The sequence below is a fragment of the Streptomyces filamentosus genome, assembly GCF_014654895.1.
In the GTDB taxonomy this organism is placed as follows: domain Bacteria; phylum Actinomycetota; class Actinomycetes; order Streptomycetales; family Streptomycetaceae; genus Streptomyces; species Streptomyces filamentosus.
In genome coordinates this window covers 3,479,657-3,494,382 of record NZ_BNBE01000001.1, presented here as the reverse complement: position 1 = coordinate 3,494,382, position 14,726 = coordinate 3,479,657, and the positions used below count along the sequence as shown (strand labels likewise).

General features: G+C 73.7%; 11 protein-coding genes. 7 read left to right on the top strand and 4 right to left on the bottom strand.

Going from position 1 to position 14,726, the window contains the following annotated elements; all coding sequences use genetic code 11:
- Nucleotides 1–637 precede the first annotated feature (637 nt).
- The 3 genes from IE326_RS15830 to IE326_RS15820 all read left to right on the top strand — a co-directional run bounded on the left by IE326_RS15830 (nt 638) and on the right by IE326_RS15820 (nt 3,472).
- Nucleotides 638–1,147: a cysteine dioxygenase gene (locus tag IE326_RS15830; RefSeq protein ID WP_190041828.1), complete on the top strand. Its 510-nt coding sequence runs from the start codon at nt 638–640 to the stop codon at nt 1,145–1,147.
- Nucleotides 1,148–1,211: 64 nt separating this feature from the next.
- The gene (cofD, locus tag IE326_RS15825) at nt 1,212–2,168 is read left to right on the top strand and encodes a 2-phospho-L-lactate transferase (protein ID WP_190041827.1); all 957 of its coding nucleotides are present in this window, start codon (nt 1,212–1,214) and stop codon (nt 2,166–2,168) included.
- Nucleotides 2,165–3,472 (top strand): coenzyme F420-0:L-glutamate ligase, encoded by a 1,308-nt coding sequence (locus tag IE326_RS15820; RefSeq protein ID WP_150228457.1) that lies wholly within the window; start codon nt 2,165–2,167, stop codon nt 3,470–3,472. The genes cofD and IE326_RS15820 overlap by 4 nt, the downstream gene beginning before the upstream one ends.
- Before the next feature lie 27 nt (nt 3,473–3,499).
- On the opposite strand, the gene IE326_RS15815 is transcribed toward IE326_RS15820, so the two are convergent.
- From IE326_RS15815 to IE326_RS15805, 3 genes are all read right to left on the bottom strand, one after another.
- Complete coding sequence (locus IE326_RS15815) at nt 3,500–4,450, bottom strand: DNA-3-methyladenine glycosylase family protein (RefSeq protein WP_150228458.1); 951 nt, start codon at nt 4,448–4,450, stop codon at nt 3,500–3,502.
- A 146-nt stretch (nt 4,451–4,596) separates the two neighbouring features.
- Nucleotides 4,597–5,679: a mannose-1-phosphate guanylyltransferase gene (manB, locus tag IE326_RS15810; protein ID WP_150228459.1), complete on the bottom strand. Its 1,083-nt coding sequence runs from the start codon at nt 5,677–5,679 to the stop codon at nt 4,597–4,599.
- Between the two features lie 104 nt (nt 5,680–5,783).
- Complete coding sequence (locus IE326_RS15805; RefSeq protein ID WP_190041826.1) at nt 5,784–7,235, bottom strand: peptidoglycan recognition protein family protein; 1,452 nt, start codon at nt 7,233–7,235, stop codon at nt 5,784–5,786.
- A gap of 126 nt (nt 7,236–7,361) precedes the next feature.
- On the opposite strand from IE326_RS15805, the gene IE326_RS15800 reads away from it, so the two are divergent.
- From IE326_RS15800 to IE326_RS15785, 4 genes are all read left to right on the top strand, one after another.
- Nucleotides 7,362–8,114, top strand: coding sequence for a TIGR03089 family protein (locus IE326_RS15800; RefSeq protein ID WP_150228461.1), 753 nt, complete (start codon nt 7,362–7,364; stop codon nt 8,112–8,114).
- 320 nt (nt 8,115–8,434) lie between these two features.
- Nucleotides 8,435–9,697, top strand: coding sequence for an LCP family glycopolymer transferase (locus IE326_RS15795; protein ID WP_190041825.1), 1,263 nt, complete (start codon nt 8,435–8,437; stop codon nt 9,695–9,697).
- A gap of 246 nt (nt 9,698–9,943) precedes the next feature.
- Complete coding sequence (locus IE326_RS15790; RefSeq protein WP_190041824.1) at nt 9,944–11,743, top strand: LCP family protein; 1,800 nt, start codon at nt 9,944–9,946, stop codon at nt 11,741–11,743.
- Nucleotides 11,744–11,792: 49 nt separating this feature from the next.
- Nucleotides 11,793–13,565 (top strand): LCP family protein, encoded by a 1,773-nt coding sequence (locus IE326_RS15785; RefSeq protein WP_229915353.1) that lies wholly within the window; start codon nt 11,793–11,795, stop codon nt 13,563–13,565.
- Nucleotides 13,566–13,631: 66 nt separating this feature from the next.
- Here the strand turns inward: IE326_RS15785 and IE326_RS15780 are convergent, their stop codons facing one another.
- Nucleotides 13,632–14,642, bottom strand: coding sequence for a glycosyltransferase family 2 protein (locus IE326_RS15780; RefSeq protein ID WP_190041822.1), 1,011 nt, complete (start codon nt 14,640–14,642; stop codon nt 13,632–13,634).
- Nucleotides 14,643–14,726 lie beyond the last annotated feature (84 nt).

Genomic DNA, 14,726 nt, shown 5'->3' with positions numbered 1-14,726 from the left:
AGACGGCCGAACGACACGAGTGAAATTACAAGTTCGTGCTCTGTGCGAGTCAAGCCGAGATCTGCTATTGGGCCCCGTATTCACTCTGCGGAACCAAGCCTATGCGGAAAGTGTTCAAATCACCAAAAACCGTGACACATCCCACCGGCGGATCCCGCAGTGTCGTCCGTCTGCCCAGAGAGACGTGCGAGACACGGATCCTGTTGCGATCCAGCCATGGAAGCGATCCGGATCACAGTCCGGTCACGGGGACGCGGAGGGGACCAGGTGCCGCCGCCATGTTTAGGAGCGCGACTGCTGCGCACCTTGCCTGGTCGGGGCTTGAGCAAACCTTTCTCCGGACACAGCAACCGGATGAGGTGAAACATTACCCCCAAATCGGGCATTGAGTTGACAGTCGGGTGCCCCTCCCGCCACTTTGGTGGCATGCCAGCGACCGCAGCGCCCTCCGCGACCCACGCCCGTGGGTTCCGCCGCGCTGTCCAGGCGCGCTGTTGCTGTTGCTGTTCCGGCTGTTGATGCCCCCGAGCTCCGGCCGCCCCTCCCAGCGTCACCCTGCGTCACCCGTGTCACCCGCGCCCCACGTGCCGTGACCCCCCCACCGCATCGTCTGTTTCTGCTGAGGAACACCCCACCCATGAACATGGACAGCGACCTCCAGATCGCCGGCGACCTCATGGAGGTCCCGCACCTGCTCCAGCCCGAGCGCGAGCACCCCGTCACCGTCGCCGAGTTCGCCGGCCTCGCCCGCGAGCTCGCCGCCGACCCCGCGCAGTGGGCCCCGCACGTCGAGTACGACGCCACCAGCCGCTGGTACCACCGGCTGCGCACCGGCCCCGGCTACGAGGTCTGGCTGCTCTCCTGGGTGCCCGGCCAGGGCAGCGGCCTCCACGACCACGGCGGCTCCTCCGGCGTCCTCACCGTCCTGCGGGGCGAGTTGACGGAGCGTACGGACCGGGGCGTGCGGACGCTGCGGCCCGGCGCGCAGCGGGTCTTCGCCCCCGGGTACGTCCACGAGGTCGCCAACGACTCGCTGGAGCCCGTCGTCAGCCTCCACGTCTACTTCCCCGGGCTCACCGAGATGCCGATGCACGAGTCCCCCCAGGGCCGGTGCGCCCCGGCCACCCCGGAGGTCGTCCCCGCCTGACGGTCCCGCCCGCCACCCGGCCACCGCCCCTCGAGGAGCGGCCCGCGGCTGACACACTGTCCGCATGCGCATTGTGGTTCTGGCAGGCGGCATCGGTGGTGCCCGTTTCCTTCGCGGTCTCAAGCGGGCCGTCCCGGACGCGGAGATCACGGTCGTCGGCAACACCGGTGACGACATCCATCTCTTCGGGCTCAAGGTCTGCCCCGACCTGGACACCGTGATGTACACCCTCGGCGGTGGCATCCACGAGGAACAGGGCTGGGGACGCGAGGGCGAGACGTTCGCGGTCAAGGGGGAGCTCGCCGCCTACGGGGTCGGACCCGAGTGGTTCGGCCTCGGCGACAAGGACTTCGCCACCCACATCGTCCGCACCCAGATGCTCGGCGCCGGCTACCCGCTGAGCGCCGTCACCGAGGCGCTCTGCGCCCGCTGGCAGCCGGGGGTGCGGCTGCTGCCGATGTCCGACGACCGCGTCGAGACGCACGTGGCGATCGAGGTCGACGGCGAGCAGCGGGCCGTGCACTTCCAGGAGTACTGGGTGAAGCTGCGCGCCTCCGTCGACGCGAAGGCCGTCGTGGCCGTCGGTGCGGAGGCCGCGAAGCCCGCCCCCGGCGTCCTGGAGGCGATCGCCGCGGCGGACGTCGTCCTCTTCCCGCCGTCCAACCCGGTCGTCAGCGTCGGCACCATCCTCGCCGTGCCCGGCATCCGCGAGGCGGTCGCCGCCTCCCCCGCGCCGGTCGTCGGCCTCTCCCCCATCGTCGGCGACGCGCCCGTGCGCGGCATGGCCGACAAGGTCCTCGCGGCGGTCGGCGTCGAGTCGACGGCGGCGGCCGTGGCCCGCCACTACGGCTCCGGACTGCTCGACGGCTGGCTGGTCGACACGGTGGACGCGGGCGCCGTCGCCGGCGTCGAGGAGGCGGGCATCGCCTGCCGGGCCGTGCCGCTGATGATGACCGACGTGGACGCCACCGCCGAGATGGCGCGGGCGGCGCTCGCGCTGGCCGAGGAGGTCCGGGCATGACCGGTGCGTCCCCCTCGTACCGCGTGTGGGCGGTGCCCGGTCTGCCCGAGGTCGCGCCCGGCGACGACCTGGCCAAGCTGATCGCCGCCGCCGCCCCCGACCTGGCGGACGGGGACGTCCTGCTCGTCACCTCGAAGATCGTCAGCAAGGCGGAGGGGCGGATCGTCGCCGCCGACGACCGCGAGGAGGCCATCGACGCCGAGACGGTGCGGGTGGTGGCCCGGCGCGGCACGCTGCGCATCGTGCAGAACCGGCAGGGGCTCGTCATGGCCGCCGCCGGTGTCGACGCCTCCAACACCCCGGCCGGCACGGTGCTGTTGCTGCCCGAGGACCCCGACGGCTCGGCCCTGCGGATCCGCACCGGGCTGCGCGAGGCGCTCGGCGTGGACGTCGGGATCGTCGTCACCGACACCTTCGGCCGCCCCTGGCGGTCCGGGCTCACCGACGTCGCGATCGGCGCGGCGGGCGTGCGGGTCCTGGACGACCTGCGGGGGATCGCCGACTCCCACGGCAACGAGCTGAACGTGACCGTCGTCGCCACCGCCGACGAACTCGCCGCCGCCGGCGACCTGGTGAAGGGCAAGGCGACCGGCATGCCGGTCGCCGTCGTGCGCGGCCTGCCGCACGTCGTCGGGGACGACGGGGAGCCGGGGGCGCGGGCGCTGGTGCGGTCCGCCGAGGGCGACATGTTCCGCCTCGGCACCTCGGAGGCCGTACGGGAGGCGGTGACGCTGCGGCGGACGGTACGGGAGTTCGGCGACGGGCCCGTCGACCCCGGGGCCGTACGGCGCGCGGTCGCCGCGGCCCTGACGGCGCCCGCCCCGCACCACACCGTCCCGTGGCGGTTCGTCCTCCTGGAGTCCCCCGAGTCGCGGCTGCGGCTCCTCGACGCGATGCGGGACGCGTGGATCGCGGACCTGCGGCGGGACGGGAGGTCCGAGGAGGCCGTCGCGAAGCGGGTGCGGCGCGGGGACGTCCTGCGGAACGCGCCCTACCTCGCCGTGCCCTGCCTCGTCACGGACGGCGCCCACTCCTACGGCGACCCGCGCCGGGACGCCGCCGAGCGCGAGATGTTCGTGGTCGCGGCGGGCGCGGGCGTGCAGAACTTCCTCGTCGCGCTGGCGGGCGAACGGCTGGGCTCCGCCTGGGTGTCCTCGACCATGTTCTGCCGGGACGTGGTGCGGGAGGTGCTCGGGCTGCCGGAGCACTGGGACCCGATGGGCGCCGTCGCGATCGGCCGGCCGGCCGGTCCGGCGAAGGAGCGGCCGGCGCGGCCCGTCGCGGAGTTCATCGAGGTGCGCTGAGCCGCCGGCGGCCCTCTCGGGCGGGGATCAGAGGCGGCGGATGTCGCCCACGGCCCGGCGCGGGGCGCGGCGGGGCGGGGTGCGGCCGCTGAGGAGGATCAGGCGGGCGGCGCGGTGGCGCTGGCCCGCGTAGGGGGCGAGGAGCTCCAGCATCCTCGCGTCGTCGGCCGTGGGGTCGCCGTCCAGGGCCCAGCCGACGATGCCGGGGAGGTTCAGGTCGCCCGCCGAGACCTCGTCCGGGGCGCCGTGGGTGCGCTGGACGGTCTCCGCGCTGGTCCACGGCCCGATGCCGGGGACCAGCTCCAGGCGGGCGCGGGCCTCCGCCGGGGGCATGGCCGCGGCCTCCTCCAGGCGGGGGGCCACCCGGGCGGCGCGGACGACCACGGCGGCGCGCCTGCTGTCGACGTTCGCGCGGTGCCACTCCCAGGACGGGATCCGCGCCCAGGTGCGGGGCTCCGGCATCACGTACATGCCCTCCGGCGCCGGGCCCGGGGCCGGCTCGCCGTACCGGCGGACCAGGCGGCGCCAGGAGCCGTACGCCTCCGCCGTCGTGACCTTCTGCTCCAGGATCGACGGGATCAGGGACTCCATGACCAGGCCGGTGCGGGTGAGGCGGAGGCCGGGGCGGTGGCGGTGGGTGGCCAGGACGAGCCGGTGGCGGGGGACGAAGGCGCCGGGGTCGTCCTCGGCGCCGAGGAGGGCGGGGAGGCGCGCGTCGAGCCAGGCCGCGCCCGGGCCCCAGGTGTCGGCCGCGACCCGCCCCTCCAGGGCCCGTACGCGGAGGGTCGCGGGGCCCTCCGGGGTGCGGGTCGCCCGCCAGAACGCCCCGTCGCGCGTGGCGCGGAAGGCGGGGTCCTCGGGGCCCCTGCGCAGGGGCGTGAGGGTGAGGCGCAGGTCCAGGGCGTGGCCGTCGGCCGTGACGGGGGTGGGGTGCGGGTCCCGGTGCGGGTTCGGGTGCGGGACGAAGCGGCCGGCCATGGGTACGAGCCTAGCGGGACGGACCGGGGGCGGGGCGGGTTCGGGCACGGGTGGGGGCGCAGGTGCGGAGGCGCCCGTGACGGAACGGTGCCGCCGCCGCTCGCGGAGCGCGTGCTCGCGGCGGAGCGGCGGCGGCCGTGGGGGCGCTACTGGTCCGAGCTGAAGCGGACCGTGCCCGCGGGGAGGGTGGCGTCGCACCAGATGCGGATGCCGTCGCGGAGTTCGTTGTCGGGGCCGACGTGGGCGCCGTCGCCGATGACCGCGCCCGTGAGGACGGAGCGGGCGCCGATGCGGGCGCCGGCGCCGACGAGGGAGTCGGTGACGACCGCGCCGGGCTCGATGACGGCCCCGGCCAGGAGGGTGGAGCCGGTCACCCGGGCGCCCTCGCCGACCGTCGCGCCGGCGCCGACGACCGTGCCGCCGGTGAGCTTGGCGTCGGGGGCGACCCGGGCGGAGGGCAGGACCAGGCGGTCCCCGCAGCGGCCGGGGACGGCCGGGGAGGGGGCACGGCCCAGGACCAGGTCGGCGGAGCCGCGGACGAACGCCTGCGGGGTGCCGAGGTCCAGCCAGTACGTGGAGTCGACCATGCCCTGGAGGTGGGCGCCCGAGGCGAGGAGCTCCGGGAAGGTCTCGCGCTCGACGGAGACCGGGCGGCCGGTGGGGATGGAGTCGATGACCGAGCGGCGGAAGACGTACGCGCCGGCGTTGATCTGGTCGGTGACGATCTCCTCGGGCGTCTGCGGCTTCTCCAGGAAGGCGGTGACGCGGCCGGTGTCGTCGGTGGGGACCAGGCCGAAGGCGCGGGGGTCCTCGACGCGGGTGAGGTGGAGGGAGACGTCGGCGCCGGAGTCGGCGTGGGTGGCCACCAGGGCGCGGATGTCGAGCCCGGTGAGGATGTCCCCGTTGAAGATCAGGACGGGCTCGTCCGGGCCCGAGTGCAGCCGGGAGGCCACGTTGCGTATCGCGCCGCCGGTGCCGAGCGGTTCCTCCTCCGTCACGTACTCCAGGCTCAGGCCGAGGTCGGAGCCGTCGCCGAAGTGCGGTTCGAAGACCTCGGCGAGGTAGGAGGTGGCGAGCACGATGTGCTCGACGCCGGCGGCCTTGGCCCGGGCCAGCTGGTGCGTCAGGAAGGGGACGCCGGCCGCCGGGACCATGGGCTTGGGCGTGTTGACCGTGAGCGGTCGCAGCCGGGTGCCCTTGCCCCCGACCAGGAGGATCGCCTCTGTCACGTGTCGTCTCTGCTTCCTGCTTCGGGGCCGTTCGGCGCGCCCGTCTCGGTCGTCCGTGCGATATGACCGGTCAGTTTATGCAGATGGTTGCCTCGGCGCCCCCATCAGCGCCTTCCCTGGTACTTCGCGGAGGAGGCGCGCGCGGTCCCGAGTTTGCCGTACAGGCGGCTTCCGGGGCACTCCGTGGCGAATCCGTCACGGTGTCCCGCGATGGCGTGGAACGCGACCTTCCTGCCCTTCTTGTAGCGGTTGCCGCCTCCGGAGACGAGGGTCTGGGTGCCCTTGGGGTTGACGCCGTGGAGGCCGAGTTTCCAGGCCGTCAGGCGGGCGACGGCGGTCACGGCGGCGGCCGGCGGGGCGCTGCCGCCGAAGCTGCCGAGGACGGCGATGCCCATGCTGTTGGTGTTGAAGCCGAGGGTGTGCGCGCCGAGCACCGGCTTGGCCACTCCCCCGGCCCGGCCTTCGTAGATGTTTCCGCACCTGTCGACGGCGAAGTTGTAGCCGAAGTCACGCCATCCGCTGCTCTTCACGTGGTAGCGGTAGATACCGCGCAGGACGGAGGGGGCCTGGGCGCACCGGTAGTTGTTGCCGGTGGCGGTGTGGTGGACGAAGGCCGCCTTGATCGTCTTGGTGTAGACGAAGCCCTTCTCGCGGAGCCGCTCGTCGGCGCCCCAGCCCTTGCGGGTGATAATCCGGGGGCGGGGGCCGATGTAGGGCTTCTTCGCGGCCGCCGGGGCCGCCGCCGTCGCGGCCTGCGCCGCCGTCTCCGCCGTCTCCGCCGTCTCCGCCGGGATGACCGCCGCGCCGGCCGGGGCCCACTGGCCGTTCGCGGCGCTCGCGGCGGCCTCCGCCGCCGTCAGGGCGGCCGGCGGGGCCATCGCGCGGGTGCCGGGGGCCGGGTCGGCCGGGGCCTCGCCCGGGTCGACCAGTTCGAGGCGGAGGCCGGCCGGGAGGCGGACCCGGTCGGTGCCGGTGTCCGCCGTCTCGGCCCGTACGCGGATCTCCACGCCGTCCGAGTCGCCCACCCACAGGGGGGCGGTGGAGCCGCGGAGGGTGCCGGAGGCGCCTTCGGCGGTGCCGGGGTCGGCGCCGTGCTCGTCGTTGTGGGTCTCGACGTCCTGCCACGCCGACCAGACGCCGTCGGCGGCGGCGCGGGTGCGGACCTGGACGGTGCCGTGCAGGACGGCCGCCGGGTCGTCCCAGACCACGCCGACGAGCGAGAAGGGGCTGACGTCCCGCCGGGTGAGGCCCTGTTCGGGCGCGGCGCCCGGGTCGGTCCCGAAGGTCCGGACGGAGGTGCCCAGCGGCCGCAGCGGCAGCGACCGGGTGGAGCCCGGCGGTTCGTCCCCGCCCGGCGACGGCTCGGCCGGGTCCCGCGACGGCTCGGCCCGGTCCGACGGCCCCGCGTCCGGGCCCGGTGGCAGCGCGCTCGGGCCCGCTGGCCGGCCGGTCGCCGCCGGGCGCGCGGTGGCCGTCGCGGGGACGGCGAGGGTGACCGGCAGGGCGAGCGCGGCCGCGCAGGCGACGGCGACCGAGGAGGCGAGTGAGGCACGCATGGGCCGATCGTGCGGAGCCCGGGGGCGCGGCGCGCGGCGGAAGGGTGACGGCGCGTCGGGCCGACCGGAGGACGCCGTCACCGGTACGGCCCAGGGCGGCGCGCGGGCCCGCGTACCCTGTGCGGCGTGAACGCCAGCGACCGCACCCCCGCCGACCTGCTGCGATCCGCGCTCGCCGCGGACCCCGGCCGTCCCTTGGTCACCTACTACGACGACGCCACCGGTGAACGGGTGGAATTGTCCGTCGCCACCTTCGCCAATTGGGTGGCGAAGACGGCCAACCTGCTCCAGGGCGAGCTGTCCGCCGGGCCCGGCGACCGGCTCGCGCTGCTGCTGCCCGCGCACTGGCAGACCGCCGTCTGGCTGCTCGCCTGCTCCTCCGTCGGGGTGACGGCCGAGCTGGGCGGCGACCCGGCCGGCGCCGACCTGGTGGTGGCGGGCCCGGACGCGCTGGAGGCGGGTCTGGCCTGCTCCGGGGAGCGGATCGCGCTCTCCCTGGCGCCGCTGGGGCGCCGCTTCCCGTCCGTGCCCGCGGGATACGCGGACTACGCGGTGGAGGTCCCGGGCCAGGGCGACCGTTTCGCGCCGTTCGTCCCGGTGGACGCGGACGCTCCCGCCCTCGTCGTCGACGGTACGGAACGCAGCGGCTTCCAGCTCGTCGAACAGGCCCGGCTCGACGCCGCCCGTCTCGGCCTCGGGCCCGGCTCGCGGCTGCTGTCCGGGCTCCCGTACGACGGCTGGGAGGGGCTCTCGGCCGGGCTGTACGCGCCCCTGGCCGCGGGCGGCTCCGTGGTGCTGTGCCGGAACCTGGGCGAGCTGGCGCCGGAGTCCCTGGAGAAGCGCATCGAGAGCGAGCGGGTCACCGCCACCGCGCTCTGACGGCCGCCCCGCCCCGGGCACGTCCGCCCGGGCGGACGTACGGAAGCCCTGGCCCGGACGTACGGAGGGCCCGGTGCGGGCGTACGGACGGCCCCGGGTCACGTGCGGACGGCCCGGCGCGGGCGGGCTTTCGCGCGTCCGGTGCACCCGTTCGGCCGATCGACGCGCCGCGTACCCGGGTCCGCGGGGCGAGTCCGGTACATGATCGGCGCGGGGGGAGTCGCCTCCTCCGTACAACCCCGCGCCGGGTCCGGCGGTCTCCTCCAGCGACCGCCGGGCGCCCGCCGCGCCTCCGATCGCCCCGAAGGACGGACGACGACGTGACGGACCGCGCTGGCACTCCCGCCGAACCGGACCCCGGACCGGCGCCGGAACCCACCTCCGAACCGACGTCCGAAGCGACGGCCGGGCCGGGGACCGAACCGGACTCCGGCGCCGGTCCCGGCCCGGGGGGACCCGCCCGGCCGCGGCGGCACTGGCTGCGGTGGACGGCGCTCGGGGCCTCCGTCGTGCTGCTCGCCGCGGCGGGGACCGGGTGGTGGTTCTACCGGAAGCTCGACGACAACATCACCACGGACACCACCGCGGCGGACGAGCTGCGCCGGTACGAGAAGGAGCGGCCGACGGCCGTGGTGTCGGCCGCGCGGAACATCCTCCTCATCGGCTCGGACACCCGCTCCGGGGAGGGGAACAGCGAGTACGGGCGGGACAAGGGCACCCAGCGCTCGGACACGGTCATCCTGCTGCACCTCGCGGCCGACGGGTCCGGGGCGACGGCCGTCTCGATCCCGCGCGACCTGATGGTCACGATCCCGAGCTGCGCCGAGGCGGGGGGCGGCCGGACGCGGGAGCAGCTGGCGCAGTTCAACTGGTCCTACGAGTGGGGCGGGACGGCCTGCACGATCCGTACCGTCGAGAAGCTGACCGGGATCCGGGTCGACCACCACATGGTCATCGACTTCCGGGGCTTCAAGAAGATGGTGGACGCGGTGGACGGCGTGGAGGTCTGCCTGAAGGAGCCGGTGGACGACTCCGGCGCCAAGCTGAAGCTGCCGGCGGGCCGGCAGACCCTGAACGGCGAGCAGGCGCTGGGCTTCGTCCGGGCCCGGAAGTCCCTGGGGAACGGCAGTGACACCGAACGGATGGACCGCCAGCAGATGTTCCTGGGCGCGCTCGTCAACAAGGTGCAGAGCAACGGGGTGCTGCTGAACCCGGCGAAGCTGTATCCGGTCCTGGACGCGGCGACGAAGTCCATCACGACGGATCCGGGCCTCGACTCGCTGCGGGACCTGTACGAACTGGCCCGCGCGATGCGGTCCGTGCCGACGGAGAAGGTGCAGTTCCTGACCGTGCCGCGGCGCCCGTACACGTACAACGCGAACCGGGACGAACTGGTGCAGCCCGCCGCGAGTGAGCTTTTCCGGCAACTCCGGGAGGACCGGCCGGTCGAGGTGGCTCCGGCGGAACCGGAAGGGGGTGCGGACGCATCTCCCGACGGGAAGCCCGACGACGCGGACGCCCCCGTGCCGAGCGCGACGCCCACCTTCACGGGGCGGACCGCCGCGGAGGGGGTGTGTTCCTGAGGGCCAGGAGGCCCGCGGGTAAAGGGGGTCCCAAGGGGGAGGCGGCAAGGGTTGTGGTTTGGGCAAATTGCCCAGTTGTAAGGGGCGTGGAATTTGTCACTGGCGTCGCCCCGCGCTGAACTGGGCGGATAGTGTGACGCGATCCGGTGCACCCCGACCGCGTGGTCGCACTCAATCAGGATCGAACGACCGAGCGGCGCCCACAGGGGGAGGCGCCCCGCGTGGCACCGACGGAGGACAGGAACCGTGGACGCGCACAGCCGTGGACGGGCGGACGAGATCGACCCCGCCGACCAGTGGGTGCTCAACCCGCAGACCGGCAACTACGAACTGCGACTGGACCACTCCGCTGGGCAGTCGCCGCAGCCCTCGCAGGCACCGCAGCCGTCCCGCACCGACAGAACTCCTTCCGGCGGACCCGATTCCGGTATCACCGGTTCCGGTACCCGCTCCGGCGGCCGTCGAACCACTCCCGCCGAAGCTCCGGTCCCCGGCCAGCGCCGGCGCCCGGCCGAACCCGACACCGCGGACCCGGTCCCGGGCTCCGGCCGGCGCGTGCCCGCGCAGAGCCGCCGCAAGCGCAAGCAGGGCGCGAGCCGCAAGAAGAAGGTCCTGCTGTGGACCGGCGGCACGATGGCCTTCGTCCTCGTGGGCGGCGCGGTCGGCGCGTACGCGATCTACAGCAAGCTCAACGGCAACCTCGGCGTCGTGGACGTCGGCACCGCCGCCAAGCCGGCGTCGATCAAGGGGCCGCTCAACATCCTGATCATCGGCAACGACGTCCGCACCGGCGAGGGCAACGAGAGCTACGGCAACAAGGACAACGTCACCGGCCACGCCGACACGACGTTCCTCATCCACATCGCCGAGGACCGCACCAACGCGACGGCCATGAGCATCCCCCGCGACCTCAAGATCGAGATCCCGGAGTGCCCGACCAAGGTCGGCGACACCACCAAGGTGATCCCCGCCTCGGTCGGCAAGGTCAAGTTCAACCAGTCCTTCGGCGTCGAGGGCCGCGACCCCGGCTGCACCATGCGGACCGTCACCCAGATGTCCGGGCTGCCGATCAACCACTTCATGATGGTCGACTTCAACGCCGTCAAGAAGCTGTCCACGGCCGTCGGCGGCGTCAAGGTCTGCCTCGCCAAGCCGATCAACGACAAGACCTACTCGAAGCTCAACCTCCCCGCCGGCGAGCACCGCGTCCAGGGCGAGCAGGCCCTCGCCTTCCTGCGGAACCGGCACGGCCTCGGCAACGAGAGCGACCTCGACCGCATCAAGCAGCAGCAGCAGTTCGTCGCCTCGATGATCCGCCAGCTCAAGGAGGAGACCCTCGACAGCCCGACGAAGCTGCTCGACGTGGCCAACGCCGCGACCGAGTCGCTCACCGTCGACAAGGGCATCGGCGACGCGATGAAGCTCACCGCCCTGGCGAAGGAGCTCGCCAAGGTGGACCTCAAGAACATCACCTTCCTGACCGTGCCGGTGGTCGACAACCCCGACGAGCCGCCGACCAAGCGCGCCACCGTCGTCCTCGACTCCGTGAAGGCCCCCCAGGTCTTCAGCATGATCGAGCAGGACGTCTCCTTCACCGAGGTCAAGAAGAAGGAGGCCGACGCCAAGAAGGCCAAGAGCCAGGCGCAGGCGAAGCTCCTCCAGGGCCCGAAGGCACCGGCCTCCGAGGTCCGCGTCGACGTCTACAACGGCAGCGGCATCCAGGGCGCGGCCCAGGCGACCATCAACTGGCTCCAGAACGAAGAGGGCGTGCTTCGCTCGACCAACAAGAGCAACGCCCCCGAGAAGGCGGCGAAGACCACGCTCTCCTACGCACCGAACCAGGCCGACCAGGCCCGCGCGCTCGCCGCGATGATGGGTCTGCAGGCCACCGCCCTCAAGCAGGGCACCACGGACGCCGGGGAGCGCGAGCCCATGACGCTCGTCCTCGGCGCCGATTTCAAGGGCGCGGGGGTGCCCATGACCGCTCCGACGAAGGCGCCGGACGTCGGTCAGGTAGAAGCGGACAAGAAGGTGTGCGCCCAGTGACCCGAGAACAGCGGGTTCCGGCGCGCCCTTGACGATGAGGGGACCTGGGGTGGGACAGAACAGCGTGCGACGGGAGGGGACGCAGCCGAGCGTTCCGCACGCCCGAGACCGGGGCTGGGACGACGAGCTGCACGGCGCGGGCGAGGCGACCGGAGCCGGAGGAGAGGCCGAAGCGGCCTCCGTGCCGGCGCCGGGCGGCCGCGCCGCCCGCCGGCGGGGGGCCGGCGGCGGATCCGACGACGACGGCACGGACACGGCCGCCGCGAACACCGCGGGCGGCCGCGCCGCCGCGCGCCGGCAGGCCAAGAAGGCCGGCAAGCGGAAGGTGCTGCGCTGGTCGGCGATCGGCGTGGCGGTGCTGGTGCTCGGCACGGCCGGCGCGGGATACGCGTACTACGAGCACCTCAACAGCAACATCCAGAGCGGCGGCCGGGCCGGCGGCGACAGCGGGGTGAAGAAGGCCCCGCCGAACGCGCTGGGCGACACCCCGCTGAACATCCTGCTGATCGGCTCCGACAGCCGGGCGGACGAGAAGAACATCGCGCTGGGCGGCAGCCGCAAGGACAAGGACCGTCCGCCGCTGGCCGACGTGCAGATGCTGCTGCACGTCTCCGCCGACCGGCAGAACGCCTCGCTGATCTCCATACCGCGGGACACCGTCGTCGAGATACCCGACTGCAAGGGCGAGGACGGCAAGGAGTACCCGGGCACGAACAACCGGCCGATCAACGAGACGCTCACGCGCGGCGGTCCCGGCTGCACCCTGACCACCTGGGAGAAGCTCACCGGGACCTACATCGACCACTGGATGATGATCGACTTCGCGGGCGTGGTGGCGATGGCCGACGAGGTCGGCGGCGTCCCCGTCTGCGTGAAGACCGGCGTCTGGGACAGGTCGACCACGCAGCAGCGGGGCGGTTCCGGCCTCCAGCTCCCCAAGGGCACCCACGACGTCAAGGGCGTGCAGGCGCTCCAGTGGCTGCGCACCCGGCACGCCTTCGGCAGCGACCAGAACCGCGCCAAGGCCCAGCACATGTACCTCAACGGCATGATGAAGCGGCTCCAGGAGCAGAACGCCTGGTCCGACACCGGCCGGCTGACGGGCCTGGCCGAGACGGCCACCACGTCGATCAAGGTCTCCGACGAGATCAGCACCGTGGCCAAGCTGTTCGAGCTGGGGATGCAGCTGAAGAACGTCAAGCTGGACCGCCTGACGACGGTGACCATCCCGACCGCGCCGTACGCGCAGAACCCGGACGCGTGGCTCCAGCCGGTGGAGTCGTCCGCCGACAAGATCTGGTCCATGCTCCGGGACGACGTCGCCCTCGACAAGAACGGCGACAAGGCCCCGGCAAAGCCCAGGGCGTCGGCCTCGGCGAAGCCGAAGAAGACCGCGGCGGCCCCGGGCACCCTGCCCGTCACCGTCGTCAACGGCACCGACGGCGAGGACGAGCCGGCGGTCGAGGGGCGGGCCAAGAAGATCGCCACCGCCCTCCAGGGCAAGGGCTTCGCCCAGGCCGCCTCCGCCCAGGAGGGCAAGCCCAGCAAGGGCACGGTCGTCGGCTACCCGAAGGCCCAGGGCGACCAGGGCCGGGCGGACGCCGAGTCGGTGGCGAAGGCCCTCGGGCTGCCGCTCTCCACGGTCCGCGCGGACTCCTCGATCCAGGGGATCACCCTGGTCGTGGGCGCCGACTGGCGCGAGGGCGACACGTACAAGAGGCCGACGCACGAGGCCGGCGACCTGCCCGAGAACGCCGACGACAAGGTGGACTGCATGGACGTCTACTCGGTCTACCAGTGGGACGGGAAGAGCAAGAGCTGATCCGCTCCCCTTCGCGCGCACGACGGCCGGGCCCCGCGGCGGGGCCCGGCCGTCGCCGTCCGGGCGTCAGCCCCGCGCGGGCTCCGGGCGGCGGCTCGCGATGACCTTGCGGGCGAGGGAGCGGGGGCTGGTGAGGAAGCCGAAGCCCCAGGACAGGTGCATGGTGGCGAGGGCCAGGGGGATGCGGGCGCGGGCCTTCGGGGACAGGCCCCGGCCGGCGGGGAGGGAGCCGGCGGTGATCGCGGCGAGGTAGCCGGCGGGGACCATGAGGCCGAGGGGGGTGAGGGCGACACCGACGAGGGTGCCCGCGGCGAGGGCGCAGAGGGCGGCCGGCGGGGCGAGGTAGCGGAGGCCGAGGGAGCCGGGGTGGTAGCGGCCCACGACGCGGCGCCAGCGGCCGTAGTCCTTGTACTGCTTGGCGAGGGCCCGGACCGTCGGGCGGGGGCGGTAGCGGACGCGCAGGTCGGGCGAGAACCATATGAGGCCGCCGGCCCGGCGTATGCGGAAGTTGAGCTCCCAGTCCTGGGCGCGGACGAACTCGACGTTGTAGCCGCCCTGTTGTTCGAGGGCCTCGCGGCGGAAGACGCCGAGGTAGACGGTGTCGGCGGGGCCCGCCGCGCCGCCGGTGTGGAAGGCGGCATTGCCGACGCCGATCTTCGAGGTCATGGCGGCGGCGACCGCTTCCTCCCAGGCGTTCTCGCCCTCGGCGTGCATGACGCCGCCGACGTTCTGCGCACCGGTCTCCTCCAGGAGGCGGACGGCGGTGGCGACGTAGTCCGGGGAGAGCATGCCGTGGCCGTCGACGCGGACGACGACCGGGTGCCGGGAGGCCTTGACGGCGGCGTTGAGCGCGGCGGGGGTGCGGCCGGTGGGGTTGGGCACGGTGCGGACCCGGGGGTCCTCCCGTACGAGCTCCGCGGCGATCTCGTCGGTGCGGTCCCGGGACGGGCCGAGCGCGATGACCACCTCCATCTCGCCGTCGTACTCCTGCTCCAGGATGTGGCGGACGGCGCTGCGCAGATGCCGCTCCTCGTCGAGAACCGGCATGATCACGGATACGGGGGGCGTGGCGTTCATCAACGGGCCACGTTACCGCGAACGGGTGACACCGACGCGTGCCGCCGGGGCCGGTCGGCCTGCCGACTGATCGTATGGGCCTAC

Coding starts and splice junctions, on each gene's coding strand:
- IE326_RS15780 (WP_190041822.1), bottom strand. CDS start 14,642: ATGAACGCCACGCCCCCCGTATCCGTGATCATGCCGGTTCTCGACGAG.
- IE326_RS15830 (WP_190041828.1), top strand. CDS start 638: ATGAACATGGACAGCGACCTCCAGATCGCCGGCGACCTCATGGAGGTC.
- IE326_RS15805 (WP_190041826.1), bottom strand. CDS start 7,235: ATGCGTGCCTCACTCGCCTCCTCGGTCGCCGTCGCCTGCGCGGCCGCG.
- IE326_RS15815 (WP_150228458.1), bottom strand. CDS start 4,450: ATGGCCGGCCGCTTCGTCCCGCACCCGAACCCGCACCGGGACCCGCAC.
- IE326_RS15820 (WP_150228457.1), top strand. CDS start 2,165: ATGACCGGTGCGTCCCCCTCGTACCGCGTGTGGGCGGTGCCCGGTCTG.
- cofD (WP_190041827.1), top strand. CDS start 1,212: ATGCGCATTGTGGTTCTGGCAGGCGGCATCGGTGGTGCCCGTTTCCTT.